The sequence below is a fragment of the Cellulomonas timonensis genome (genome assembly GCF_900046455.1).
In the GTDB taxonomy this organism is placed as follows: domain Bacteria; phylum Actinomycetota; class Actinomycetes; order Actinomycetales; family Cellulomonadaceae; genus Cellulomonas_A; species Cellulomonas_A timonensis.
On record NZ_FCOT01000008.1, the window covers coordinates 184,045 to 209,323 of the forward strand.

Annotated in this window: 25 protein-coding genes; 17 read left to right on the forward strand and 8 right to left on the reverse strand. The window is 73.2% G+C overall.

Going from position 1 to position 25,279, the window contains the following annotated elements; all coding sequences use genetic code 11:
• Positions 1-47 precede the first annotated feature (47 nt).
• Positions 48-1,535 (reverse strand): MFS transporter, encoded by a 1,488-nt coding sequence (locus BN3788_RS01370; protein WP_082812476.1) that lies wholly within the window; start codon positions 1,533-1,535, stop codon positions 48-50.
• A gap of 71 nt (positions 1,536-1,606) precedes the next feature.
• On the opposite strand from BN3788_RS01370, the gene BN3788_RS01375 reads away from it, so the two are divergent.
• Positions 1,607-2,239, forward strand: a complete 633-nt coding sequence (locus tag BN3788_RS01375) for a TetR/AcrR family transcriptional regulator (RefSeq protein ID WP_234346419.1) — start codon at positions 1,607-1,609, stop codon at positions 2,237-2,239.
• Between the two features lie 66 nt (positions 2,240-2,305).
• Complete coding sequence (gene truB, locus BN3788_RS01380) at positions 2,306-3,193, forward strand: tRNA pseudouridine(55) synthase TruB (RefSeq protein ID WP_082812477.1); 888 nt, start codon at positions 2,306-2,308, stop codon at positions 3,191-3,193.
• Between the two features lie 6 nt (positions 3,194-3,199).
• Here the strand turns inward: truB and BN3788_RS01385 are convergent, their stop codons facing one another.
• Positions 3,200-3,757 carry an NUDIX hydrolase gene (locus BN3788_RS01385; RefSeq protein WP_066582052.1) on the reverse strand — a complete coding sequence of 186 codons (558 nt, stop codon included), beginning with the start codon at positions 3,755-3,757 and terminating at the stop codon, positions 3,200-3,202.
• 146 nt (positions 3,758-3,903) lie between these two features.
• On the opposite strand from BN3788_RS01385, the gene BN3788_RS01390 reads away from it, so the two are divergent.
• From BN3788_RS01390 to BN3788_RS01420, 7 genes are all read left to right on the forward strand, one after another.
• The gene (locus BN3788_RS01390; protein ID WP_066582053.1) at positions 3,904-4,923 is read left to right on the forward strand and encodes a bifunctional riboflavin kinase/FAD synthetase; all 1,020 of its coding nucleotides are present in this window, start codon (positions 3,904-3,906) and stop codon (positions 4,921-4,923) included.
• A gap of 133 nt (positions 4,924-5,056) precedes the next feature.
• Positions 5,057-5,326, forward strand: coding sequence for a 30S ribosomal protein S15 (gene rpsO / locus BN3788_RS01395; protein WP_066582054.1), 270 nt, complete (start codon positions 5,057-5,059; stop codon positions 5,324-5,326).
• A gap of 204 nt (positions 5,327-5,530) precedes the next feature.
• Positions 5,531-7,762 carry a polyribonucleotide nucleotidyltransferase gene (locus tag BN3788_RS01400; RefSeq protein WP_066582056.1) on the forward strand — a complete coding sequence of 744 codons (2,232 nt, stop codon included), beginning with the start codon at positions 5,531-5,533 and terminating at the stop codon, positions 7,760-7,762.
• Position 7,763: 1 nt separating this feature from the next.
• Positions 7,764-9,092, forward strand: coding sequence for a M16 family metallopeptidase (locus BN3788_RS01405; RefSeq protein WP_066582062.1), 1,329 nt, complete (start codon positions 7,764-7,766; stop codon positions 9,090-9,092).
• A 49-nt stretch (positions 9,093-9,141) separates the two neighbouring features.
• Positions 9,142-10,035, forward strand: coding sequence for a DUF6597 domain-containing transcriptional factor (locus tag BN3788_RS01410; RefSeq protein WP_066582064.1), 894 nt, complete (start codon positions 9,142-9,144; stop codon positions 10,033-10,035).
• Positions 10,036-10,046: 11 nt separating this feature from the next.
• Entirely contained in the window at positions 10,047-10,802 is a 756-nt protein-coding gene (gene dapB / locus BN3788_RS01415; RefSeq protein WP_066582066.1) for a 4-hydroxy-tetrahydrodipicolinate reductase, read from the forward strand.
• On the forward strand, positions 10,799-11,275 hold the full coding sequence (locus tag BN3788_RS01420; RefSeq protein WP_066582068.1) for a hypothetical protein: 477 nt from the start codon (positions 10,799-10,801) through the stop codon (positions 11,273-11,275). The genes dapB and BN3788_RS01420 overlap by 4 nt, the downstream gene beginning before the upstream one ends.
• 65 nt (positions 11,276-11,340) lie before the next feature.
• Here BN3788_RS01420 and BN3788_RS01425 read toward each other — a convergent pair whose 3' ends face one another.
• The 5 genes from BN3788_RS01425 to BN3788_RS01445 form a co-directional block, all read right to left on the reverse strand.
• Positions 11,341-11,907, reverse strand: coding sequence for a GNAT family N-acetyltransferase (locus BN3788_RS01425; RefSeq protein ID WP_066582070.1), 567 nt, complete (start codon positions 11,905-11,907; stop codon positions 11,341-11,343).
• On the reverse strand, positions 11,907-12,593 hold the full coding sequence (locus tag BN3788_RS01430) for a TIGR00645 family protein (protein ID WP_261797897.1): 687 nt from the start codon (positions 12,591-12,593) through the stop codon (positions 11,907-11,909). Before BN3788_RS01430 ends, BN3788_RS01425 begins: the two co-directional genes overlap by 1 nt.
• A 103-nt stretch (positions 12,594-12,696) precedes the next feature.
• Positions 12,697-13,020: an AzlD domain-containing protein gene (locus BN3788_RS01435; protein WP_066582072.1), complete on the reverse strand. Its 324-nt coding sequence runs from the start codon at positions 13,018-13,020 to the stop codon at positions 12,697-12,699.
• Positions 13,017-13,727 carry an AzlC family ABC transporter permease gene (locus BN3788_RS01440; protein WP_108723749.1) on the reverse strand — a complete coding sequence of 237 codons (711 nt, stop codon included), beginning with the start codon at positions 13,725-13,727 and terminating at the stop codon, positions 13,017-13,019. The genes BN3788_RS01435 and BN3788_RS01440 overlap by 4 nt, the downstream gene beginning before the upstream one ends.
• Positions 13,728-13,732: 5 nt before the next feature.
• Positions 13,733-15,208: an NAD-dependent succinate-semialdehyde dehydrogenase gene (locus tag BN3788_RS01445; protein ID WP_066582073.1), complete on the reverse strand. Its 1,476-nt coding sequence runs from the start codon at positions 15,206-15,208 to the stop codon at positions 13,733-13,735.
• A 118-nt stretch (positions 15,209-15,326) separates the two neighbouring features.
• Between BN3788_RS01445 and BN3788_RS01450 the strand changes: the two genes are divergently transcribed.
• The 5 genes from BN3788_RS01450 (at position 15,327) to BN3788_RS01470 (ending at position 22,147) form a co-directional block, all read left to right on the forward strand.
• Positions 15,327-16,145 carry a thymidylate synthase gene (locus BN3788_RS01450; RefSeq protein ID WP_066582074.1) on the forward strand — a complete coding sequence of 273 codons (819 nt, stop codon included), beginning with the start codon at positions 15,327-15,329 and terminating at the stop codon, positions 16,143-16,145.
• A gap of 4 nt (positions 16,146-16,149) precedes the next feature.
• Positions 16,150-16,656 (forward strand): dihydrofolate reductase, encoded by a 507-nt coding sequence (locus BN3788_RS01455; protein ID WP_066582075.1) that lies wholly within the window; start codon positions 16,150-16,152, stop codon positions 16,654-16,656.
• 73 nt (positions 16,657-16,729) lie between these two features.
• On the forward strand, positions 16,730-17,650 hold the full coding sequence (gene dapA, locus BN3788_RS01460; RefSeq protein ID WP_066582076.1) for a 4-hydroxy-tetrahydrodipicolinate synthase: 921 nt from the start codon (positions 16,730-16,732) through the stop codon (positions 17,648-17,650).
• Between the two features lie 12 nt (positions 17,651-17,662).
• Complete coding sequence (locus BN3788_RS01465) at positions 17,663-19,348, forward strand: ribonuclease J (RefSeq protein ID WP_066582077.1); 1,686 nt, start codon at positions 17,663-17,665, stop codon at positions 19,346-19,348.
• A 252-nt stretch (positions 19,349-19,600) separates the two neighbouring features.
• A complete protein-coding gene (locus BN3788_RS01470; protein WP_066582079.1) occupies positions 19,601-22,147 on the forward strand; it encodes an FtsK/SpoIIIE family DNA translocase in 2,547 nt (848 codons plus the stop codon).
• 7 nt (positions 22,148-22,154) lie between these two features.
• Here the strand turns inward: BN3788_RS01470 and BN3788_RS01475 are convergent, their stop codons facing one another.
• Complete coding sequence (locus BN3788_RS01475) at positions 22,155-23,465, reverse strand: CapA family protein (protein WP_066582207.1); 1,311 nt, start codon at positions 23,463-23,465, stop codon at positions 22,155-22,157.
• A gap of 98 nt (positions 23,466-23,563) precedes the next feature.
• Here BN3788_RS01475 and pgsA point away from each other — a divergent pair, with 98 nt between their 5' ends.
• From pgsA to BN3788_RS01490, 3 genes are all read left to right on the forward strand, one after another.
• Entirely contained in the window at positions 23,564-24,157 is a 594-nt protein-coding gene (pgsA, locus tag BN3788_RS01480) for a CDP-diacylglycerol--glycerol-3-phosphate 3-phosphatidyltransferase (RefSeq protein WP_066582081.1), read from the forward strand.
• A complete protein-coding gene (locus BN3788_RS01485) occupies positions 24,154-24,660 on the forward strand; it encodes a CinA family protein (RefSeq protein WP_066582082.1) in 507 nt (168 codons plus the stop codon). The genes pgsA and BN3788_RS01485 overlap by 4 nt, the downstream gene beginning before the upstream one ends.
• A 258-nt stretch (positions 24,661-24,918) precedes the next feature.
• Entirely contained in the window at positions 24,919-25,260 is a 342-nt protein-coding gene (locus BN3788_RS01490; RefSeq protein WP_066582084.1) for a helix-turn-helix domain-containing protein, read from the forward strand.
• Positions 25,261-25,279: the final 19 nt, after the last annotated feature.

A 25,279-nucleotide genomic window follows, 5' to 3' on the forward strand; every position in this document is an offset into this window, starting at 1 on the left:
GACGGCCCGGCGCGCTGACATGGCGCGCCGGGCCGTCGTCGTCCCACTCAGTGGGCGTGCTCGCGGAGCGGCTGTCGGTCGTGGGTCGTGGCGGTGGCGCGATCGGCGCGATCGGTGTGCCCGGTGCGCGCGGGCATCAGGAGCGACGCCACGGCGCCGAGCCCGACGACCGCCGCGCCGGTGAGCACGGCGGGGCGCAGGCCTGTCGCGAAGTCCTCCGGCGTGAGCTGGCCGCCCTGTCCCTCGAAGACGGCGACGAGCACCGCGACGCCGAGTGCGACGCCGATCTCGCGCAGGGTCGAGTTGGTCGAGCTCGCGATGCCGTGGTCGTCCTGGTGGAGGTCCGCTAGCACGGCGGTCGCACTGGGCGCGAAGGTCAGCCCCATGCCGATGCCCGCGAGCACCAGGCCGGGGACCAGCTGGGAGTAGGAGGTCGTGGTCGGCGCGGCGACGGCGAGCAGCATGAGGCCAGCGGCCTGCAGCGTGAGCCCGCTGGTGAGCAGGGGCCGGACGCCGACGCGCGGCGCGAGCATGCCCGCGATCGGCGCGACGAGCATCGGCGCCGCCGTCCAGGGCAGGGTGCGCAGCCCTGCCTCGAGCGGGCTGTGCCCGAGGGCGACCTGCAGGTATTGGGCGAGCAGGAAGACCGAGCCGAAGATCCCGAGCGAGAACGCGAAGCCCGTGATGTTGGCGATCGTGAAGCTGCGCGCCCGGAAGAGGTGGAGCGGAATCAGCGGGTGGGGCGCCCGGCGCACATGCCGCACGAAGGCGCCGATGAGGAGCGCGCCGCCCGCGAGCGGGATGAGGACCCGCGCGGACGTCCAGCCGTCGTCGTTGCCGCGCACCACGGCCCACACGATCGCGAGCACCCCGGCGGCGAGGAGCATGAGGCCGACGAGGTCGAGGGGTTGGCGGCGGCCCCGCGACTCGGGCAGCGCGCGCAGCGCCAAGGGGACGGCGACGAGTGCGACGGGCACGTTGATCCAGAAGATCGCATGCCAGGAGATGCCCTCCACCACGGCGCCTCCGATCACGGGGCCGAGCGCGACGCCGAGCCCGGCGACACCGCCCCAGATGCCGATTGCCATGGCCCGGCGCGCGGCGGGGACGGCGCCGGCCAGCAGCGTGAGCGACAGCGGCATGATCGCCGCCGCCCCGACCCCCTGCACGGCGCGAGCCGCGATCAGGGCCCCGGCGCTCCCGGCGAGCGCCGAGGCGATCGAGGCGATGGCGAACAGCACGATCCCGGCGAGGAACACCCGGCGCCGGCCCCACCGGTCGCCGAGCGTCGCGGCGGCGACCATGAGGGTGGCGAAGGTGAGCGTGTACGCGTTGACCATCCACTGCAGCTGCTCGAGGCTCGCGCCGAGCTCCTCCTGCAACACGGGCAGCGCGGTGGTCATCACGAGGTTGTCGAGGGTGGCGAGGAACATCGGCAGCGAGGCGGCGGCCAGGGCCAGCGCGACGGGCGCCACCCGTCGGGGCGCTGCCGTCGGCGTGCGCCCCGCGCTGTCCTGGCGAGTTGTCGTGGCCATGCGGACTCCCGGTAAGCATTGGATGATAACCAGAGATTCGCACGCTAGTTATCGACTGATAACCTGTCAACATGGATCTCAAGAACCGGATGACAGGCGAGGAGCGCCGCGAGCAGATCCTCGACGCGGCCCTCGCGGTGTTCGCCGAGGGCGGGTACGCGGGGACGACGACCGACCAGGTCGCGCGGGCCGCGGGCGTCTCCCAGCCCTACGTCGTCCGGGTCTTCGGCACCAAGCAGCAGCTGTTCCTCGAGCTCTACACCCAGGCGACCCGGCGCGTCGTCGAGGCCCTCGCCGCCGTGCGGCCCGGACCTGACGCGAAGGACGAGATGGGGGAGGCGTACGTCTCGCTGCTGGCGGACCGCAACCTGCTGCGGGTGGTCATGCACGGCTTCGCCTCCACCGACCCGGAGATCGGACGGCTGGCGCGCGGCACGCTGGGGGCCGTGTTCCGGCTGTTCCGCGAGCGCACAGGCGCTGACGAGCACGCCGCCGAGGGCTTCGTCGCGCAGGGCATGCTCATCAACGTGCTGCTGATGACCGGCGTCCCCGACCACCTGGGCGAGGACGCCGCCGTCGACGCGCTCGCCGCCTGCGTGCTCGACTCCGCGCCCCGCGACACCGCGACCCCCCCCTTCGTCCACTGCCCCCCGCCCCCCCCCACCTCCCCCCGCGCAACACCGTCGGCAGCGCCAGATGTGTAAAAGACCCCCCCCCCCCCCCCCCCCCCCCGCCCCCCCCCCCGGCCCCCGGCGCCCGACGGCCTCGTCGTGGTCGACAAGCCCCAGGGCTGGACCAGCCACGACGTGGTGGCGCGCATGCGCCGGATCGCGGGCACCCGCAAGGTCGGCCACGCCGGCACGCTCGACCCGATGGCCACCGGCGTCCTGGTGCTCGGCGTCGGGAAGGCGACGCGGCTGCTCACCTACGTGGTCGGCGCCGACAAGGAGTACACGGCGACGATCCGGCTCGGCGTGCGGACCACCACGGACGACGCCGAGGGCGAGCTCGTCACGGCTGTCGACGCCGGCGCCGTGGCGCAGGAGGCGGTCCTGGCGGGCATCGCCGCCCTCACCGGGGAGATCCAGCAGGTGCCGAGCTCGGTCAGCGCGATCAAGGTCGACGGCCAGCGGGCCTACGCCCGGGTGCGGGCGGGGGAGCAGGTCGAGCTCGCCGCGCGCCCGGTCACCATCAGCCGCTTCTCGCTCGACGCGATCCGCGCCGTCCCCGCGACGGCCGACGCTCCCGCCGCGCTGGACCTGGACGTGACGGTGGTGTGCTCGTCGGGGACGTACATCCGGGCGCTGGCCCGCGACCTGGGGGAGTCCCTCGGCGTGGGCGGGCACCTCACGGCGCTGCGCCGCACGCGCGTGGGCGGCTACCCGATCGACGGCGCGCGCACGCTCGACGAGCTCGAGGAGTGGCCCGCGGACGTCCCGCTGGACGTGCTGCCCCTCGCCGACGCCGCCCGGGCGATCCTCCCGGCGCGCGAGCTGACTGCCGCGGAGACCACGGCGTTGTCGTACGGCAAGCGGATCGAGGTCGCGCCCTCGGACCGGCAGCCGGTGGCGGGGATCTCCCCGGACGGCGAGCTCGTCGCGCTGTTGGAGGCGCGGGGCGCGCACGCCTGGCCGGTGTTGGTGTTCGCGCCGGCCTGAGTGCCGTCAGGCGCCGGTGGCCGTGGCGCCGTCAGGCTGCCGTTCGACCAGGAACGCGAGCACGGCAGTGAGCGACAGCCCGTCGCCGATGCCGCCGCCGAGCGCCAGCCGGCGGGCCTCCGCGAGCGGCACCCACGCGATGCGCTCCGACTCGCTGGGGTCTGACGGCGGCCCCTCGTGTGTGGCGCCGTCGGCGGTGAACACGTGGAAGACCTGGTCGCTGAGCCCGTTCGTGGGGTGGTAGTCGAGCAGCGGGGTGATCGGGCCCGGCCGCCAGCCGGTCTCCTCGAGGGCCTCGCGCGCCGCGGCCTGCGCCGGGGACTCTCCGGCGTCGATCCGGCCCGCGGGGATCTCCCAGCCCCAGGTGTCGGTGATGAACCGGTGCCGCCACAGCATCAGGAGCCCTCGATCGGGGTCGTGCACGAGCGTGCCCGAGGCGTGCGCGGGCATGCGCACCACGTGGTGCTCGATCCGGCCGTGGCCGGGGATGTCGACGTCCACCAGCGTCAGGCGCACCCACGGGCTGTCGTAGAGGGTCCGCTCGCCGTGGGTCTGCCATCGCATCCCCCGACCCTAAGGGTGGCGCCGACCCTGCGACCCCGGCGGGCCGTCCGCGGAGCAGCCCTGTGCGCGGCGCGCCCCCGTGGCCGTGGCAGGCTTTGTCCTGCCGGGCGCGGAGTGTCGCGCCCCATGAGCCGCGAGGAGCGCACGTGCACCGCTGGACCGAACTCGCCGACGTGCCTGCGGGCTTCGGCCCCTCGGTCGTGACCATCGGCAACTTCGACGGCGTGCACCGCGGCCACGTCGGCGTCCTGACCAGGATGGTCGCGGACGCCCGGGCCGCTCACGCGCAGGCCGTGGCCGTGACGTTCTCCCCGCATCCGCAGCTGGTGCACCGCCCCGAGCAGGCGCCCCCGCTGCTGACGGGCGACGTGGACCGGATGGAGCTGCTCGCCGAGACCGGGCTCGACGCGGTGCTGATGCTCGAGTACACGCTGGACTTCGCTCGCCAGTCGCCCGCCGAGTTCGTCGAGCGCTACCTGGTGGACGCCCTCGGGGCGCGCACCGTGGTGGTGGGGCGCGACGTCAGGTTCGGGTGGGGCAACGAGGGCGACCTGTCCACGATGGTCGAGTTGGGCGAGCGGTTCGGCTTCGACGTGGAGGTCATCGAGGACGTCGCCCCCGCGCCGGACGACGCCACCCTCGTGGAGGAGCCGGGGGAGGGGCGCCTCGCCGACCCGCTGCGGCGGCGCTGGTCGTCCACCTGGGTCCGCGAGCTGCTCGCCGAGGGCGATGTGCGCCAGGCGGCACGCGTGCTGGGCCGCCCGCACCGGATCCGCGGCGTCGTGGTGCATGGCGACGCGCGCGGCCGCGAGCTCGGGTTCCCCACCGCCAACCTGGCGCCTGAGGCGACCGGCATGGTGCCCGCCGACGGGGTGTACGCCGGGTGGCTGCGCCGCACGGACCGGCCGGCCGGCTCGGTGGACAGCGTGCTGCCGGCGGCGATCTCCATCGGCACGAACCCCACCTTCGAAGGGCTGCGCCGGCGCCGTGTGGAGGCCTACGTGCTGGACCGCACGGACCTCGACCTGTACGGCGCGGAGGTCGTGCTCGAGCTCGTCGTGCGCCTGCGGCCCACGCTGCGGTTCGAGTCCGTCGACGCGCTCGTGGCGCAGATGCGCCTGGACGTCGAGCGGGTCCGCGAGGAGCTGGCGGGGGCGGCGTCCTAGGGTCGAGCGCGCCCCGGCGCCACGCGGAGCGGCTCACCTGGTAACATCGCAGGGCCGTCAGAACGGCCGCGGAATGAGAGCGCCCGGGTGGACATGCCCCGGAGCACCGCGCAACGAGTACATCTGGAGAACCGTGCCCCTCGACAGTGCCACCAAGCAGTCCATCATGACCGAGTACGCCACCCACGAGGGTGACACCGGCTCCCCCGAGGTCCAGATCGCGATGCTCACGCAGCGCATCAAGGACCTCACCGAGCACCTCAAGGAGCACAAGCACGACCACCACAGCCGGCGTGGCCTGCTGCTGCTGGTCGGCCAGCGTCGTCGCCTCCTCGGGTACCTGCAGAAGGTCGACATCAACCGCTACCGCAGCCTGATCGAGCGGCTCGGCCTGCGCCGCTGACGTTCATGACCAGCCCGGACCCAGGAGGGTCCGGGCTGGTCCCGCGTCGGGGCCGGTAGCGCCCCGACGCGCAGCACGTGACACCCACTGCGCCGCCCGGCTCGTCCGGTCCTCGGTAGTGGCGTCCGGAGGAGTCCTCCAGGCGTCTCGATCGAAGACCGCCGTTGCCCCGGCAGGCGCTCGTTCGAGAGAAGGAGGGCACCCATGGAGGGTCCCGAGATCCAGTTCGCCGAGGCAGTGATCGACAACGGTCGCTTCGGCACCCGCACCATCCGCTTCGAGACCGGCCGCATCGCGCGCCAGGCGGCCGGCGCGGCCGTCGCCTACCTCGACGGCGAGACCACGCTCCTGTCGGCCACGACGGCCGGCAAGCACCCCAAGGAGCAGTTCGACTTCTTCCCGCTGACGATCGACGTCGAGGAGCGGCAGTACGCCGCCGGCAAGATCCCCGGCTCGTTCTTCCGTCGTGAGGGCCGCCCCTCCACCGACGCGATCCTCGCGTGCCGCCTCGTGGACCGCCCGCTGCGCCCCCTGTTCGTCAAGGGCCTGCGCAACGAGGTCCAGGTCGTCATCACCGTCCTGTCGATCCACCCGGACGACGCGTACGACGTGCTCGCGATCAACGCCGCGTCGATGTCGACGCAGATCTCCGGCCTGCCGTTCTCCGGCCCGGTGGGCGCTGTCCGCATCGCGCTCGTCGACGGCCAGTGGGTCGCCTTCCCCCGCTACTCCGAGCGCGAGCGCGCCACGTTCGACATGGTCGTCGCCGGCCGTGTCGTCGGTGACGACGTCGCGATCGCGATGATCGAGGCCGAGGCGCCCGAGGCGTCCTGGAACCTCATCAAGAACGAGGGCGGCGTGGCCCCCACCGAGGAGGTCGTGGCCGCGGGCCTCGAGGCCTCCAAGCCGTTCATCAAGGTGCTCGTCGAGGCGCAGCTCGCGCTCGCCTCGAAGGCCGCCAAGGAGACCCAGACGTTCCCGGTCTTCCCCGAGTACCTCCCCGACGCGTACGACGCCGTCGCCGCCCTCGCCACCGCCCCGCTGGGCGAGGCGCTGAGCATCGCGGACAAGCACGACCGCGAGGAGCGCCTCGACGAGGTCAAGGCCGACGCGATCTCGCGCCTGTCCGCCACGTTCGAGGGCCGCGAGAAGGAGCTGTCCGCGGCGATCCGCGCGATCACCAAGAAGCTCATCCGCCAGCGCATCCTCACCGATGGCTTCCGCATCGACGGCCGTGGCCTGCGCGACATCCGCACGCTCTCGGCCGAGGTCGAGGTGCTGCCCCGCGTGCATGGCTCGGCGATCTTCGAGCGTGGCGAGACGCAGATCCTCGGCGTGACCACGCTGAACATGCTCCGCATGGAGCAGCAGCTCGACACGCTCTCCCCGGAGACGCGCAAGCGCTACATGCACAACTACAACTTCCCGCCCTACTCGACGGGTGAGACGGGTCGCGTCGGCTCGCCGAAGCGTCGCGAGATCGGCCACGGCGCCCTCGCCGAGCGCGCGATCATGCCCGTCCTGCCGAGCCGCGAGGAGTTCCCCTACGCGATCCGCCAGGTCTCCGAGGCGCTGAGCTCGAACGGCTCGACGTCCATGGGCTCGGTCTGCGCCTCGACGCTGTCGCTGCTCAACGCCGGCGTGCCGCTGCGCGCCCCCGTCGCGGGCATCGCGATGGGCCTCGTCTCCGACACCGTCGACGGTGAGACCCGCTACGCGGCGCTCACCGACATCCTCGGCGCCGAGGACGCGTTCGGCGACATGGACTTCAAGGTCGCCGGCACGCGCGAGTTCGTCACCGCGATCCAGCTCGACACCAAGCTCGACGGCATCCCCGCCTCGGTGCTCGGCGACGCGCTGACGCAGGCGAAGGAGGCCCGCCTGGCGATCCTCGACGTCATCAACGAGGCGATCGACGTCCCGGACGAGATGTCGCCGTTCGCCCCGCGCGTCATCTCGGTGCAGGTCCCGGTCGACAAGATCGGCGAGGTCATCGGGCCGAAGGGCAAGATGATCAACCAGATCCAGGCGGAGACCGGCGCCGACATCTCCATCGAGGACGACGGCACGGTCTACATCGGCGCCACCGACGGTCCGTCGGCGGAGGCCGCGCGGGCGGCGATCAACGCGATCGCCAACCCGCACATGCCGGAGATCGGCGAGCGCTTCGTGGGCACCGTGGTCAAGACCACGACCTTCGGCGCGTTCATCTCGCTCTCGCCGGGCAAGGACGGCCTGCTGCACATCTCGCAGATCCGCAAGCTCGTCGGCGGCAAGCGCGTCGAGAACGTCGAGGACGTCCTCAGCGTGGGCCAGAAGGTCCAGGTCGAGATCGGCGAGATCGACCCGCGCGGCAAGCTGTCGCTGCACGCGGTGATCGACGAGCCCGCCGAGGGCTCCGAGGACGCGGCCGACTCCAGCGCGGCCGACGCCTGACGTGCCTCTGGACCTCCCGCTCGTCGGCCCGGGTGAGCCGGGCAGCGAGTTGACCGCCGGGCAGGACAGCGGCGCACATGTGCGTCGTTCCGTTCTGCCCGGCGGGGTCCGCGTGCTCACCGAGCACATGCCGGGCCTGCGCTCGGCGACGGTGGGCGCCTGGGTCGGGGTGGGCTCGCGCGACGAGCGCGACGGCCACCACGGCTCGACGCACTTCCTCGAGCACCTGCTCTTCAAGGGCACGACGCGGCGCACCGCGATGGACATCGCCGAGGCCTTCGACGAGGTCGGCGGCGAGGCCAACGCGGCCACCGGCAAGGAGCACACCTGCTACTACGCGCGGGTGCTCGACTCCGACCTGCCGATGGCCGTGGACGTCATCGCGGACATGGTGACCTCCGCACGCCTGGACACCGGCGAGCTCGAGACCGAGCGCGGGGTCATCCTCGAAGAGCTCGCGATGAACGACGACGACCCGAGCGACGTGGTGCACGAGCTGTTCGCCACTGCCGTGCTCGGGTCCCACCCACTGGGCCGCCCGATCGGCGGCACACCCGACACGATCCGCGCGGTGCCGCGGACGGCCGTCTGGGAGCACTACCAGGAGCACTACCGCTCCTCCACCCTCGTGGTAACCGCAGCCGGCGGCGTCGACCACGACGCGCTGTGCGCGCAGGTCGCCAAGGCGCTGGCCGACGGCGGCTGGGACCTCACGGCTCCCCGGCCGGTGGGCCGACGCGACGTCGACTCGCCGACTGACGGCGTGCCCGCCGTGGGCGCCGAGACGACAGTGCACCGGGCCACCGAGCAGGCGAACGTCATCATTGGCGGCACCGGCCTGACCGCCACCGACCCGCGCCGCTTCACGCTCTCCGTGTTGAACGCGGTGCTCGGCGGCGGCATGTCGTCACGGCTCTTCCAGGAGATCCGGGAGAAGCGCGGGCTGGCCTACTCGACGTACTCGTTCGCCTCCGGCCACGCCGACACCGGGATCTTCGGCCTCTACGCCGGATGCGCCCCGGCGAAGGTGGACCAGGTCGTGGAGCTGCTGGTCTCCGAGTGGGAGCACCTCGCCGACAGCGGGATCACCCAGGCGGAGCTGGCGCGCTCGGTGGGGCAGCTCTCGGGCAGCCTCGTGCTCGGCATGGAGGACACGGGCTCGCGCATGAGCCGGCTCGGCAAGTCCGAGTTGGTGCACGGCGAGCTGCTGTCTCTCGACGAGACACTCGAGCGCATCCGCGCGGTGACGGCCGCTGACGTGCAGGAGCTCGCCGCGGAGTTGGCCGCGCGGCCGCGCTCGATGGTGCGGATCGGCCCGTTCCGCTCCTGAGGGTCGCCCTGGGCCACGCCGCAGCGCCCTGATCGACGATGATGGGCGTATGAGCCCGGACGTGCTCGACTACCACCGGTTCCCGCCCCCGGCGGCCGCAGCCTGGTTCGTCGAGCACCTGTGGGTGGCCCGCACCGACGCCGACGCGCCCCCGGTGCTGGAGGTCTTCCTGCCGAACGGGCGGCCGTCGGTGCTGGTGCGGCTCGGGACACTGGGGTCGCGCGTGGACCCCGTGACCGGCGCGCGCACGGCGGACGACAGCGGGGTGATCGGCCTCTCGGTCGACCCGCACGTCGTCCGGCTCAGCCCGGGCTCCTGGTTCGTGGGCGCCCAGCTCGCGCCCTACGGCCTGGCCGCGCTCAGTCCCGGACGCCTGCTCGTGGGGGAGTCGGCGCCGCTGACGCACGTGCTCGCCCCCGCGGCGGCCGCGAGCCTCGCCGAGCGCCTGCGCGCGGCGCCCGACGACGCCCGCGCGACGACGATGCTGGGCGTGGACCTGGCCGCCAGCGTGCGCCGGCGCACGCCCGCGGGGCGGCTCGACACGCTCCAGACCGCGATCCGCGTCATCGAGGAGCGACGCGGCCTGGTGCGCCCCGTCGACCTGGCCCAGTCCGCCAACGTCACGCTCGCCGCGCTGCACCAGTGCTTCGTCGAGGAGGTGGGCCTGCAGCCCGTGACGTTCCTGCAGGCCACACGCTTTTTGATGTTCGTGGCAGAGCTGGCCGGGCCGTCGCCGTGGACGGCCGAGACCGTGCTCACTGCGATGCGCGCCTACCTGGCGACGGAGCCCGTCCCCCGCGAGGTCGAGCGGTTCACCGGGCTCGGCCCCAGCCAGCTCCGGCGCGCGGTCAACGGCATCGCCGCGCTGCTGCGGTCCGGGCAGGCCGGCCCGGCCGTGCACGACGGTCGCACGATGGGCCGGGCCGGGGCGACGGGCGACTAGGCTCGTCTGTCGTGAGCGAGCGCATCAGGGTGGCCGTCCTCGGAGCCGCCGGACGAATGGGATCCACTGTGGTGAAGGCCGTGGAGGACGCTCCCGACCTGGAGCTCGTCGCGGCCCTCGAGGCGGGCGGCGACGTCGGCGGCCTGGCCGCGAGCGGCGTGCAGGTGGCCGTCGACTTCACGGTGCCGTCGTCGACGGAGGCGAACGTCCTGGCGCTGGTCGACCAGGGCATCCACGCGGTGGTCGGCACGACGGGCTGGACCGACGAGTCGCTCGCCCGGGTCAAGAGCAAGCTCGCCGAGCACCCGGGCGTGGGCGTGCTGATCGCTCCCAACTTCGCGCTCGGCGCGGTGTTGGCGATGACGTTCGCGTCGCGGGCCGCGCGGTACTTCGACTCGGTGGAGGTCATCGAGCTCCATCACCCCGACAAGGTGGACGCGCCGTCCGGCACGGCGCGGCACACCGCCGCCGGGATCGCGGCCGCCCGGGCCGCGGCCGGCATCGGCCCGAGCCCGGATGCGACGACCTCGGCCCTCGATGGCGCGCGGGGCGCGGACGTGGACGGTGTGCGCGTGCACTCGGTGCGACTGCGCGGGCTCGTCGCGCATGAGGAGATCCTGCTGGGGAACCCGGGGGAGATGCTCACCCTCCGGCACGACTCGTTCGACCGGGTGAGCTTCATGCCCGGCGTCCTGCTCGGCATCCGCGAGGTCGGCGCCCGCCCGGGCCTCACCGTGGGCCTCGAGCACTTCCTGGACCTGGGATGAGCAGCGCGCCGCAGGCTGCCGGTGGACGTCGACAGCGCACGGCGATCGCGGGGGCCGTCGCGCTGACGGCGCTGCTGGCGCTGTACCTGTGGGTGGTGATGGCGCGCGCCGTGGCGCTGCTCCGCACCGGCGACCCCGTCGGGATCGGCCTGGGCGTCGGGATCTTCGTCCTGCCGCTGCTGGCGGTCTGGGCGATCGGCCGGGAGTGGCGCATGGCCTTCGCGGTGCAGCGGATGGCCGACGAGCTCGCCGCCGCCCACCGGCTGCCGGTGGACGACCTGCCGCGCTCGCCCGGCGGGCGCATCGACCGGGCCGCCGCCACGGAGGCGTTCGCGACGGCGCGGGCGGAGGCCGAGGCGGCCCCGGAGGACTGGGCGGTCTGGTACCGGCTCGCGTTCGCCTATGACGCCGCAGGCGATCGGCGCCGGGCCCGTGAGGCGCTGCGGACCGCCGCCCGGCTGCACCGGGCCTGAGCCGCGCGCCCTGCGTCACATCGGCGCGCGGGCGCCGCGTCGGCTGGGCGCGCGGGCGCCGCGCGTCAGATCGTCGCGCCCCACAGGTGCTCCGTGACCGTGCGGGCCTCGCCGTCGGGGCCGATGCCCGTGGCGAGCTCGCGCACCGCCTCCTCGGGGCCGAAGCCCGCTGAGGAGAGGAACTGCGCGCGGCCCGCGTCGCCGTCGAGCACCCAGGTGCGCGCGTAGGCGGCGCCGTCCTCACGCAGCGTGTCCACCGCGGCGGCCAGGAGCCGCGAGCCGTGTCCGGAGCGTTGCGCCACGGGGGCCACCTCGAGGGAGACGATCTCGCCGCCGGGCGCCGCGAGCGGCGACTCCTCGGGCGCCGGCAGTGGCGCGATGGCCGTGAAGCCGACGACGTCCGGGCCCTCGCATGCGACGAGCACCCGGTACCCGGGGCCCGGGGGAGCGGTGATCGCCTGGGCCCAGCGCTCGGCGATGGCGCCGCCGTCGAGGCTCGCCAGCACCTCCTGCCCGACCTCAGGGGTGTGCGCGGACCGCCACGCGGCCAGCTGGATGTCGGTGATCGCCAGCTCGTCGCCGGGGATGGCCGGGCGCACCGAGACGTCGGCCTGCTCGCTGAACAGGGCCATCAGCGCGTCCCCGTCAAGGCGTAGTCGTCCGGCGCGCGGTTGTCCGCGTCAACGCCGCCGTCGTGGGCCGTCGCGCTGGGGGTGGCGTCACTGGCGGCGTCGGCAGGCGCCGCCTGAGGGGTCGCCGGGCCCTGCTTGGCGGGGCCGGCATGCGCGTGCGAGATCTTGTCGATCCAGGCCAGCGCCATTGCGGAGGCGATGAACGCGAGGTGGATGACGGTCTGCCAGAGCAGCACCTCGGAGCCGTTGGGCAGCAAGAGGGTGGTCTTGGCCTCGATGAACGTGCGCAGCAGGTGGATCGAGGAGATGCCGATGATCGACATCGCGAGCTTCGTCTTGAGCACGTTCGCGTTGACGTGGGACAGCCATTCGGGCTGGTCCGGGTGGTCGTCCAGGTTGATGCGGGAGACGAACGTCTCGTAGCCGCCGATGATCACCATGATGAGCAGGTTGGCGATCATCACCACGTCGACCAGGCCGAGCACGGCCAGCATGATCGACTCCTCGGTGACGCCGCTGATGCCGCTGTGCAGCACGACGTCCGAGAACAGGTGCCACAGCTCGATCATGAACTGCCACACGTAGGTCGCCTGCGCCACGATCAGGCCGAGGTACAGAGGCACCTGGAGCCAGCGTGACATGAAGATGAGAGAGCCGATCGTGGACGTCTGTGTGCGCGTGGCCAACGGGGTCTCCGGGGTGGGTGCTGCCGACAGGGCCCGCCGAGAGTATCAACAGCACGCCCGCAGGCTGTTGTCGAGTGACGGAGGTCCCATCGGAGGGCTGGGGTCAGGGCATGCCGAGCGCCCGCAGCGCAGCCGCGACGGCTGCGGCGGCGGCCACCACCACGATGAACGGCGCCCGCAGCGCGAGGGCGAGGGCGGCGACGGCGAGCGCGGGGAGGCGCGCGTCCACGGTGAGCCCGGGCCCCCCGCCGAAGGCCTGCACGCCGACGAGGGCGGCGAGCAGCGCGACGGTGACGAGCGACGAGGTGCGCGCGACGCGCGGCTCGGCGAGCCAGTGCTCGGGGACCAGGTGGCCCACGAGCTTGATCGCGAAGCAGACGGCCCCGGCGGACAGCACCGCGAGCCAGGTCAGCGTGTGCTCGCTCATGCGGCCTCCTGCGCGTCGGGCTGCTGCGGGCCCCGTCGCCTTCGGATGACGATGGCGAGGGGGGCCGCCGCCAGGACGGGCAGGCCCGAGGGGACGAGCGGGGGGAGCACCAGCGCCACCCCCATCCCCAGCGCCGCGACGAGCCGCGCGGGGCGGCTGGCGAGCCGCGGCCACAGCAGGGCGAGGAATGCCGCCGCGGCCGCCGCGTCCAGGCCGTAGCGCCTCGGGTCGCCCAGCGCGTCGCCGAGCAGGGCGCCAGCGAGCGTGAACACGTTCCAGAGCACGAAGATGCCCACGCCCGTCCACCAGAAGGCGGCGCGCGCCGCCTCGGGGGTGGGCTGCGCCGTCGAGACGGCCGTGGACTCGTCGATGGTCACCTGCGCGGCGAGCGCCCGCCGCCAGCCGCGGGCGCCGGTGAATGGCGCGACGAGCGGCCCGTAGAGCCCGTTGCGTGCCCCGAGCAGGCTCGCGGCGGCGACGGCGGCCGCCGCAGTGCCGCCGGCGCCGATCACGCCGATGAAGGCGAACTGGGACCCGCCGGAGAACATCAGCAGGCTGAGCGCCATGGTCTGCGGCAGGTCGAGGCCCGCGGCGACGGACAGCGCGCCGAAGGAGACGGCGTACAGGCCCGTCGCGAGGGCCACCGACAGCGACTGCTGCACCGCGGCGCGCCGCGCGGCCGCCCGTTCGCCGGGCGCCAGGTCCACGCGGGTCAGAGGGCGACGTAGCGGCGCTCGAGGTACTCCTCGATGCCGGCCTCGCCGCCCTCGCGTCCCAGCCCGGAGCTCTTCACCCCGCCGAACGGCGCGCTCGCGTCCGAGACCATCCCGCGGTTCACCCCGAGCATGCCCGTCTCCACCTGCTCTGCCAGCCGCATCACGCGGCCGACGTCCCGGGTGTAGGCGTACGCGACCAGCCCGAACTCGGTGCTGTTCGCGAGCTCGAGGGCCTCGCGCTCGTCGCCGAACGTGACGATCGGGGCGACGGGCCCGAACGTCTCCTCGCGGATCGCGCGGGCGTCCGGCGACACCCCCGTCAGCACCGTCGGGTGGAAGAAGTGGCCTGCGCGCTGGGCCCGGTCCCCGCCGACGAGCACCCTCGCCCCGCCGTCGACCGCGTCGGCCACCACGTCGGCGACATGGTCGACCGCCGCCGCCTCGATGAGCGGTCCGACGGTGGTCGCGGCGTCGGAGCCGTGCCCGAGCACAAGGCGCTTGAACGCCTCCGTGAGCCCGCGCGAGAACTCCTCGGCGACCGACTCGTGCACCAGGAAGCGGTTCGCGGCGACGCACGTCTGGCCCGCGTTGCGCATCTTCGCCGCGACGGCGCCCTCCACGGCCGCGGGGATGTCCGCGTCCTCGAAGACCAGGAACGGCGCGTTGCCGCCCAGCTCCATCGACGTCCGCAGCACGTTCTGCGCGGCGGCGCGCAGCAGCACCCGGCCCACCTCGGTCGAGCCGGTGAAGGAGAGCTTGCGCAGCCGGGGGTCGGCGATCACGGGCGCCGTCAGCTCGCTCGACGACGAGGTGGGCACGACGTTGATCACACCCGTCGGCAGGTCGCGGGCCTCGAGCTCGGCGCGCACGATCTCCGCGAAGTAGGAGGTCGTCAGCGGCGTGAGCTGCGCGGGCTTGACCACCACCGGGCAGCCGGCCGCCAGGGCCGGGGCGATCTTGCGGGTGATCATCGCGAGCGGGAAGTTCCACGGGGTGATCAGGAGCGCCGGGCCGACCGGCCGGCTCAGCACGAGCTGGTGGTGGGTGCCCGCGGGCGCGCGGCGGGCCAGGCCGTCGAGGCGCACGGCCTGCTCGGAGTACCAGCGGACGTACTCCGCCGCGTAGGCGACCTCGGCGCGCGACTCGGCCAGGGGCTTGCCGCCCTCGGCGGTGATCAGGGCCGCGATGTCCTCGGTGCGCGCCACAACCGTCTCGAACACGGCGCGCAGCAGCTCGGCGCGGGCGCGGGGCGCGGTCTCGGCCCACGCCTCGGCGGAGTCGGCCGCGGCGCCCAACGCCTCCAGCCCGTCGGCGGGACCGCCGTCGGCGACGTCGAAGAGCACCTCGGCGGTGGCGGGGTCCTCGACGGCGAAGGTGCGGCCCGTCGAGGACGAGCGGCGCCACGCGCCGCCGATGAGCAGGCCGGTCGGCACGTGGGCGGCGACCGTGGGCGGCAGGTGAGGCGTGGACATGCGCCCAGTGTGGCGCGCCGGTCACCGACCTGCACAGGGTGCGCGGCGACCGGACCGCATCCGGGGCCCACGGGGAGAAGTGGGCCAGGCTCACGGCATCGACGCCTAGCATGACGCCATGACGTCAGCGGTCGCCTCACCTGTGCCCACCCCGTTCGAAGACTTGCTGCGCCTGGTGCTCGAGACCGGGACCCCCAAGTCGGACCGCACCGGCACCGGCACGCGCAGCGTCTTCGGCCACCAGATGCGCTTCGACCTGTCCCAGGGCTTCCCGCTGGTCACCACCAAGCGCGTCCACCTCAAGTCGATCGCCTACGAGCTGCTGTGGTTCCTGCGCGGCGACTCGAACGTGGGCTGGCTGCAGGACCACGGCGTGCGCATCTGGGACGAGTGGGCCGACGAGGACGGCGAGCTCGGCCCGGTGTACGGCGTCCAGTGGCGCTCCTGGCCGACGCCCGGTGGCGGCCACATCGACCAGATCACGCGCGTCGTCGAGGACCTGCGCCGCGACCCGGACTCGCGCCGGCACATCGTCTCGGCGTGGAACGTCGCGGAGATCCCGTCGATGGCCCTCGCCCCGTGCCACGCGTTCTTCCAGTTCTACGTCGCCGACGGGCGGCTGTCGTGCCAGCTCTACCAGCGCAGCGCGGACCTGTTCCTGGGTGTGCCGTTCAACATCGCGTCCTACGCGCTGCTCACGCACATGGTCGCGCAGCAGGCGGGCCTCGAGGTCGGGGACTTCATCTGGACCGGCGGCGACTGCCACATCTATGACAACCACGTGGAGCAGGTGCGCGAGCAGCTCACCCGCGAGCCGTACCCGTACCCGACGCTGCGGCTGCGCAAGGCGCCGTCCATCCTCGAGTACGCGTATGAGGACATCGAGGTGGTGGGTTACCAGCACCACCCCACCATCAAGGCCCCGATCGCGGTCTGAGCTGATGAGCCTCGCCTTGGTCTGGGCCCAGTCGCCCACACGCGTCATCGGCCGTGACGGCGCACTGCCGTGGCGCGTCCCCGAGGACATGGCCCGGTTCCGGGTCCTCACCTCGGGAAGCCCGGTGCTCATGGGCCGCGCCACGTGGGAGTCGCTGCCCGAGCGGTTCCGGCCGCTGCCGGGCCGCGAGAACCTCGTCCTGACCCGCAGTCCGGGATACGTGGCCGACGGCGCCACGGTGGTGACGTCGTTCGCGTCGGCCCTCGACGGGCTCGCCGGACGCGACGCGTGGGTGATCGGCGGCGGGACCGTGTACTCCGCGGCGATCGAGCACGCCGACCGCCTCGAGGTCACCGAGGTGGACGTGGACGTCGAAGGGGACGCGTTCGCCCCGCGGATCGACCCCGAGGTGTGGTCTGTGCGGGCCAGCGACCCGCCCGAGGGGTGGCATGCCTCATCCGCCGACGGTGTGCGCTACCGCTTCGTCACGTACGAGCGGGCCGCCCGGTAGCCTCGCGGCGACGTCGTCTCACTCGCGTCGGGCGTGTGCGCGCCGCGTGGGCGAGGGACGGTACTTTGGGCACATGCCCTACTCCAGGACCCCTGCGCGCCCGTTCGGCGCGGTGCTCACCGCGATGATCACGCCGATGACAGCCGACGGCGCCCTGGACCTCGAGGCCGCGGCCCGACTGGCCACCGCGCTGGTCGACGAGGGCGGCCATGACGGCCTGGTGCTCAACGGCACCACCGGCGAGGCCCCCGCCACGCACGCCCCCGAGAAGGCCGACCTCATCGCCGCAGTCGTCGAGGCCGTGGGCGACCGCGCCGTGGTCGTCGCCGGCGCCGGGTCCAACGACACCCTGCACGCCGTGCGTATGGCCGAGCAGGCGGCGGAGGCCGGGGCGCATGGCCTGCTCGTCGTGGCCCCGTACTACTCGCGCCCCTCGCAGGAGGGCGTCTACCAGCACGTCCGCATGATCGCGGACTCCACCGAGCTTCCCGTCATGCTCTACGACGTGCCCGGCCGCACCGGCGTGCGCTTCGCGCAGCCGACGCTCGACCGCCTGGCCGCGCATGAGCGCGTCGTCGCCATCAAGGACGCCACTGGCGACCTCTACGCGGCGGCCACGGCGAGCGAGCGCACCGGCCTGGCCTGGTACTGCGGCGACGACGCGGTGTACCTGGCGATGCTCGCCCACGGGGCCGCCGGCACCGTCTCCGTGGTCGGCCACGTCGCGGGCCGTCAGCTCGCGGAGGTCACCGAGGCCTTCGACGCGGGGGACATGGCACGCGCCCTGCGGGTCTTCCGGTCGATCGCCCCGGCCATCGACGCGCTCAACGGCGCCGGATTCCAGGCCGCCGCCGCGAAGGCGGCAGTCGAGGCGCTCGGCCTCATCCCGAACCGACACATGCGGCTGCCCAATGTGGCTGCCTCCGACGAGGACGCGGCAGCGGTGCGCGCAGGGCTGCGCGCAGCGGGCCTGCTGGACGTCGTCCGGAGCTGACCAGGAGGGCCCATGAGCCACCCCCATCCCGACCTGAGCCTGCCGCCCGAGCTGCCGAGCGGCGCGCTGCGCATCGTGGCGCTCGGGGGCCTCGGTGAGATCGGCCGGAACATGGCGGTCTTCGAGTACGAGGGCCGCCTGCTGGTCGTCGACTGCGGCGTGCTGTTCCCCGAGGACCACCAGCCCGGCGTCGACCTGATCCTCCCGGACTTCGACTACATCCGGGACCGGCTGGACGACATCGAGGCCATCGTCCTCACGCACGGCCACGAGGACCACATCGGCGCTGTGCCGTACCTGCTGCGCCTGCGCCGGGATATCCCGCTGGTGGGGTCGCAGCTCACCCTCGCGTTCGTCGAGGCCAAGCTCAAGGAGCACAAGATCCCCCCGCTGACCCTCGCGGTCAGGGAGGGGCAGGTCGAGCAGCTCGGCCCGTTCGAGTGCGAGTTCGTCGCGGTGAACCACTCGATCCCCGATGCCCTGGCCGTGGCGATCCGCACGGGCGCCGGCACCGTGCTGCACACCGGCGACTTCAAGATGGACCAGCTCCCGCTCGACGGGCGCATCACCGACCTGCGGGCGTTCGCGCGGCTCGGCGAGCGGGGCGTCGACCTGTTCATGGTCGACTCCACGAACGCCGAGGTGCAGGGCTTCGTGACGCCCGAGCGGGAGATCGGCCCGGTGCTCGACGCGGTCTTCGCCTCGTCCACGCAGCGCATCGTCGTGGCCTCGTTCGCCTCGCATGTGCACCGCGTGCAGCAGGTCCTCGACGCCGCCGTCGCGCACGGTCGCAAGGTGGCGCTGGTGGGGCGCTCGATGGTGCGCAACATGACCATCGCGGCCGAGCTCGGCTACTTGCACGTGCCCGAGGGCGTGCTCGTCGACCAGAAGAAGCTCGACACGGTGCCGGACGAGGAACTGGTGCTGATGTGCACCGGCTCCCAGGGCGAGCCGATGGCCGCGCTGTCCCGGATCGCCACCAACGACCACAAGGTGAGCGTGGGCCCGGGGGACACGGTGATCCTCGCCTCGTCGCTCATCCCCGGCAACGAGAATGCGGTGTTCCGTGTGATCAACGGCCTGACCCGGCTGGGCGCCCGCGTGGTGCACTCGGGCAACGCGAAGGTCCACGTGTCCGGCCACGCCAGCGCCGGCGAGCTCCTGTACTGCTACAACATCCTGCGGCCGAAGAACGTCATGCCGGTGCACGGCGAGGCGCGCCACCTGGTGGCCAACGCGGCGCTGGCCGTCAAGTCGGGCGTCCCCGCGGACCGCGTGGTGCTCGCCGAGGACGGTGTGGTGGTCGACCTCGTCGACGGGCGCGCGAGCGTCGTGGGCGCTGTGCCGTGCGGCTACGTGTACGTGGACGGGTCGAGCGTGGGGGAGATCACCGACGCCGAGCTCAAGGACCGCCGCATCCTGGGCGACGAGGGCTTCATCTCGATCTTCGTGGTGGTGAGCTCCGCCGACGGCAAGGTGCTCGTCGGCCCGCAGATCCACGCGCGGGGCTTCGCGGAGGACGACGCCGTGTTCGACGACATCCTCCCGGACATCGTGGCGGCCCTCGAGGAGGCCGCGCAGCGGGGCGGGTCGGACACGCACCAGATGCAGCAGGTGGTGCGCCGCATCGTGGGGCGCTGGGTCTCGAACCGGCTGCGCAGGCGGCCCATGATCATCCCCGTCGTCGTGGAGGCCTGACCCGGGACCCGGCCGTCCCATCCCGACGGGCGCCGCCGACACGCAACCTGCTGCGGCGCGGCGCCCCCTGGCGCGACTAACGTGAGGACCATGGCGACCCGTACGTCCGCACCCACACCGCGAGGCCGCGGGTCCGCCTCGTCCACCACACAGCGGTCAGGTGGCCGCCCCGCGGCGGCCCGAGGCGGCTCCACCCGGCCCTCCGGGCGCGCGGCGGCCCCACCCCCGCAGCGCCCCGCACTGCCGTTGCGCATGATCAAGGGCGCCTGGATGGGCGTCGCGCACCTCATCGGCGGCGGCGCGCGCAAGATGGGGCGCGGCGCGCGGGACCTCGACCCGGCGCACCGCCGCGACGGTCTGGCGTTCACGCTGCTGGGCCTGTCGATCGTCATCGCGGCACGCGAGTGGTGGGACCTGTCCGGCACGGCGGGCGACGTGGTCCACAACGTCGTCGCGGGCACCTTCGGCCGGGTGGGCGTCGCCGTCCCGGTGGTGCTGCTGGCCATCGCGATCCGCCTCATGCGCCACCCCGACAAGGGGCAGGCGAACTCCCGCATCGGCATCGGCCTCGCGGCGATCACGCTGGCCGTGTGCGGCCTGGTGCACCTGTCGGCGGACCTGCCCGCGCCGAGTGGCGGCTACGCGGCCCTGCGCGAGGCCGGCGGGATCGTCGGCTACCTCGTGGGGACGCCGCTGGTCAGCCTGCTGACGGCCTACGTCACCGTGCCGCTGCTCGGATTGCTCGCCTTCTTCGGGCTGCTGGTCGTCACGGCGACCCCTGTGCACATGATCGTCCCGCGGCTGCGCGCGCTGTACGAGCGCCTCACCGGTGGCCGCCACGACGAGGAGGACGCGGAGGACGACGACGCGCCGCTCGTCATCAACGCGGGCCACACCGCGCTGCCCGATCCCGAGCCCGAGCCGGCCAAGACGCGCAGGCTGCTGGGACGGGGCCGCAAGGAGCGCGCCGCCGCTGCCGCGCAGGCCGAGCGTGAAAGGCTCGACGGCTACGTCGGCGACGAGGCGTTCGAGCGGGCCGCGATCATCGCCGCGCGCGGCGATGACGTCGCCGAGGCGGAGGACGAGCCCGCCGCGGAGCCGGACGCCGTGCCCACCGCCATCATCGACCGGACCCCCGAGCAGACTCCCTCGGCGCCCCGGCCCCGACCCCTCGCCGCGCCGCCCACCGCCGGCGTCCCGCGCGGGGAGCAGCCGATGCTCGAGGGCGACGTGCTCTACCTGCTGCCCGCCGAGGACGTCCTCGCGAAGGGCCCGCCGCACAAGGTCCGCTCGGCGGCGAACGACCGCGTCGTGGAGGCGCTGACCACCGTCCTCGACCAGTTCGAGATCGACGCCCAGGTCACCGGCTTCACCCGCGGTCCGACGGTGACGCGGTACGAGGTCGAGCTCGGCCCGGCGGTGAAGGTCGAGCGGGTCACGGCGCTGTCCAAGAACATCGCCTACGCCGTGGCCAGCGCTGACGTGCGCATCCTCTCGCCGATCCCCGGCAAGTCCGCGATCGGCATCGAGATCCCGAACACGGACCGCGAGACGGTGTCGCTGGGCGACGTGCTGCGGTCGAGCGCGGCCCGCCGCTCCGAGCACCCCATGGTCATTGGCGTCGGCAAGGACGTCGAGGGCGGCTACGTCACGGCCAACCTCGCGAAGATGCCGCACCTGCTCGTCGCCGGCGCCACCGGCGCGGGCAAGTCGAGCTTCGTGAACTCGATGATCGTCTCGGTGCTGATGCGCGCCACCCCCGACGAGGTGCGCATGGTCCTCGTCGACCCCAAGCGCGTCGAGCTCACCGTCTATGAGGGCATCCCGCACCTCATCACGCCCATCATCACCAACCCGAAGAAGGCCGCCGAGGCCCTCGAGTGGGTGGTGCGCGAGATGGAGGCGCGGTACGACGACCTCGCCATGTTCGGGTTCAAGCACATCGACGACTTCAACGCTGCCGTCCGCGCGGGCAAGGTCAAGCCGCTGCCGGGCTCCGAGCGCAAGATCGCGACCTACCCGTACCTCCTGGTCATCGTCGACGAGCTCGCGGACCTGATGATGGTGGCCCCGCGCGACGTCGAGGCCTCCATCCAACGGATCACGCAGCTCGCCCGCGCGGCCGGCATCCACCTGGTGCTCGCCACCCAGCGGCCCAGCGTCGACGTGGTCACCGGGCTCATCAAGGCCAACGTGCCGTCGCGGCTCGCGTTCGCGACGTCGTCGCTCACCGACTCGCGCGTGGTGCTCGACCAGCCCGGCGCCGAGAAGCTCATCGGGCAGGGTGACGCGCTGTTCCTGCCGATGGGCGCGGCCAAGCCGATGCGCACCCAGGGGGCCTGGGTCTCCGAGAGCGAGATCCACGCCGTCGTCGAGCACGTGAAGCAGCAGCTCAAGCCCGCCTACCGGCAGGACGTGGTCGTCTCGGTGGCCAAGAAGCAGGTGGACGAGGACATCGGCGACGACCTCGACCTGCTGCTGCAGGCCGCCGAGCTCGTCATCACCTCGCAGTTCGGCTCGACGTCGATGCTGCAGCGCAAGCTGCGGGTCGGCTTCGCGAAGGCCGGGCGCCTGATGGACCTCCTCGAGTCCCGCGAGATCGTGGGGCCCTCCGAGGGGTCCAAGGCCCGTGAGGTTCTGGTCCAGCCCGACGACCTGCCCGGCACCCTGGCGATGCTGCGCGGCGTGCCGGAGCCTGATCCGGTGGACGACGGAGCCCTTCCCGGGGACCCGCCGGTGGCCACCGACTACTTCGACGGCGCAGACGAGGATGAGGAGTCCGGGCGTCGGGGACGCTGAGCCGGGCTCACGCCACGTCGGTGCGGATCACGACGAGCGGTTCCGGGCCGGTGGGCGTCGTCGGGTCCGTGCGCTCGGAGGCTCCTGTGCCCGCCGCGGCGCGCACGCGCTCGGCCCGGGTGGCGACCTCGGACGCGCTCAGGGTGGAGGTGCCCTCGGGGATGTCGATGAGCGCGTGCAGGCGATGCCCCGAGCCCCTGTCGACAGTGGTCGGCGTCCACTCGACGCCCGTGACCCGGGCGGGCCCGGAAGGGATGCCTCGTGCCGGGAAGGCGCCTGTGCTCGTGACGTGCGCGGTCAGCAGCAGTCCGGACTCGGTTCCCGCCACGCAGCACTCCGCGTCCTGGTTCGAGAGCATGTTGCCGAGCCCGTAGGCGACCCACATCCCGTCGCCGCCAGGGCCGCCCTCGAGTCGCGCCACGGGTTGCGGCACATGGGCGTGGTGCCCGATCAGCAAGTCCACGACCCCGGAGTCGGCCAGCGCCTGCGCGACCTCCGTCTGCCGGGCCGTGGGCTCGGTGACGTACTCGACGCAGCAGTGCACGCTCGCCACGACGAGGTCGGCGCCGGCTGAGCGCGCCGCCTGGGCCTGGGCCACCAGGCGCGCGGTGTCCAGCAGGTCGACCGACCACGGCTTGTCGGCGTCGACAGGCATCCCATTGGTGCCGTAGGTGGCCGCGAGATGCGCCACCGTCAGCCGCTGGCCCGCGCGCTCCAGGACGTAGAGCTGTGGTTGGGACTGCTCCCACGCGCTGCGAGCGGTGCCCACATGTCCGAGCGCAGCCGCGTCGAGCGCGTCCAGGGTGGCGGCCACCCCGGCGAAGCCGCGGTCCACCGAGTGGTTCGACGCCGTCGAGCATCCGTCCCAGCCGCCGTCGGCGAGGCCCTGCGCGATCTCCGCAGGGCTCGCGAACATCGGGTAGCCCGAGGGCTTCGCGCCGTGGGGCGCCACCGGCACCTCCAGGTGGCACAGCGCCAGGTCCGCGCCCCGCACCCACGTGCCGAGAGGGTCCAGCAGCGGGGCGAAGTCGTAGGAGCCCGAAGACGTGCGGGCGGAGCCGATCACCGGCAGGTGGGGGAGGACGTCGCCCGCGGCGAGGATCGTGAAGGCCGCGTCGGGGTCTGCGGTGGGGCTCGGCGTGGGCGTCGGGGCGTCAGGGCTGGCGCTCGAGACCGGCCGGATAGCGCCCACCGGTGTCGCCGGGCCTCGGGGGACGGCCAGCGCGACGGCGGCCAGGGCGATGCCCAGCCCCGCCGCGACGAGTCCGACGAGAGTCCACTGTCGGGGCGCGGGGTGCGTCCGCGCATGTCGGGTCACGTGGCGCACGCTACCTGCGGATGTGGCCCATTCCGCGCAAGCGGCCCCGGCCCCACGGCGTTGTCCTCGTTCGCAGCAGGGACGTCTAGGCTGTCCGAGTGGTCGACGTCGTCCCCTCCCGTCTCAATATCGCGAATGCCCTGACCGTCCTGCGGATCGTGCTCGTGCCCTTCCTCGCCTGGTCGCTCCTGGCCGACGGTGGGCACACGGTCCAATGGCGACTCGTCGCTGCCGCGATCTTCGTCGTGGCGGCCATCACCGACCGGATCGATGGCGACATCGCGCGCCGCTCCGGCCTGGTCACCGACCTGGGCAAGTTGCTCGACCCCATCGCGGACAAGCTCCTGGTCGGCACCGCGCTGGTGCTCCTGTCCGTGCTGGGCGACCTGCCGTGGTGGGTGACGGTGATCGTGCTGGTCCGCGAGATCGGCATCACCGTCATGCGGTTCTTCCTGCTGCGCTACCTCGTCCTGCCCGCCTCGCGCGGCGGGAAGGTCAAGACCGTCCTGCAGTCGGTCGCGCTGGGGCTCTACCTGCTGCCGCTGGACCACCTGCCCGGCTTCGTGCACGCCGTCGCCGCCGTGGTGATGGGGGCCGCCGTGCTCGTGACAGTGCTGACCGGCCTGGACTATGTGCGGACGGCATGGCAGATCCGGGCCGCCGCCCGGCGCGCGCAACTCCTGGCGCCATGACCCGGAGCCCCGGCGCGGCCCCTGGGGTGGCGGGCCCCGCCGCGCGGCTGCTCCTGGCCCTGGAACGCCACGGGTGGACCGTCGCCGTCGCCGAGTCCCTCACGGGCGGCCTGGTGGCCGCGTCCCTCGTGGACGTCCCCGGCGCCTCACGGGCCCTGCGAGGGGGCATTGTCGCCTACGCCACCGACCTCAAAGCCTCGCTGCTCGACGTCGACGCCGGACTGCTCGAGGCGCGGGGAGCCGTGGACCCCGACGTCGCGGCGTCGATGGCCGAAGGTGTGCGCCTACGGCTCGCCGCCGACGTGGGCCTGGCGACCACCGGGGTCGCCGGCCCGGACCCGCAGGACGGGAAGGCTCCGGGCACGGTGTACGTGGCGGTGGCGGGCCCAGGGCTGGCGCATGTGGCTCGCGTCGATGTCGCGGGCGACCGCGCCGAGGTGCGCGCCCAGGCGTGCGCCGCCGTGATCGCCCTCGCGCTGGCCCATCTGGACCCGGCCGGGTGAACGTCCGGCATCGGGCGCCCTCGCGGGAACACGCAGGGGGCGGCGTGCGTTGGGAAGGACGTGATGATGAGTACACGACCGCCCGCACGCAGCGTCTCGGCAGCGCGCAACGCGACGGCGCGTCAGGGCAGCGCAAGGTACGGTGGAAGTCTCCCCATCAGGGGACGGGCCGGCGCCTCGGCAGTCCGGGACACGTCAGTGGTTGCGGCGAAGGCCGCAGGCAAGGACGAGGAGCTCACAGGGAGAGGGGGGCGCCAGATGGTTGTTCTACGTCGTGAGATCGGCGATGTCCTGCGCGACGCACGGCAGCGCCAAGGGCGCACCCTACGAGAGGTCTCCTCCGCAGCACGGGTGTCCCTCGGATACCTGAGCGAGGTGGAGCGAGGTCAGAAGGAGGCGTCGTCGGAGCTGCTCGGCAGCATCTGCGAGGCACTCGACGTGCCGATGTCGTTGGTGCTGCGCGAGGTCAGCGACCGCATCGCGATCGCTGAGGGCCTGCTGATTCCCGACACCGTCCCGGCCGAGTTCACCGACGTGGTCGGTGGGCACGCGGACGGCAGCTGGGCCCGCGCCCGCGCTGAGCTGGCGCCCATCGGCTGATCGGCCGACAAGTCAACCG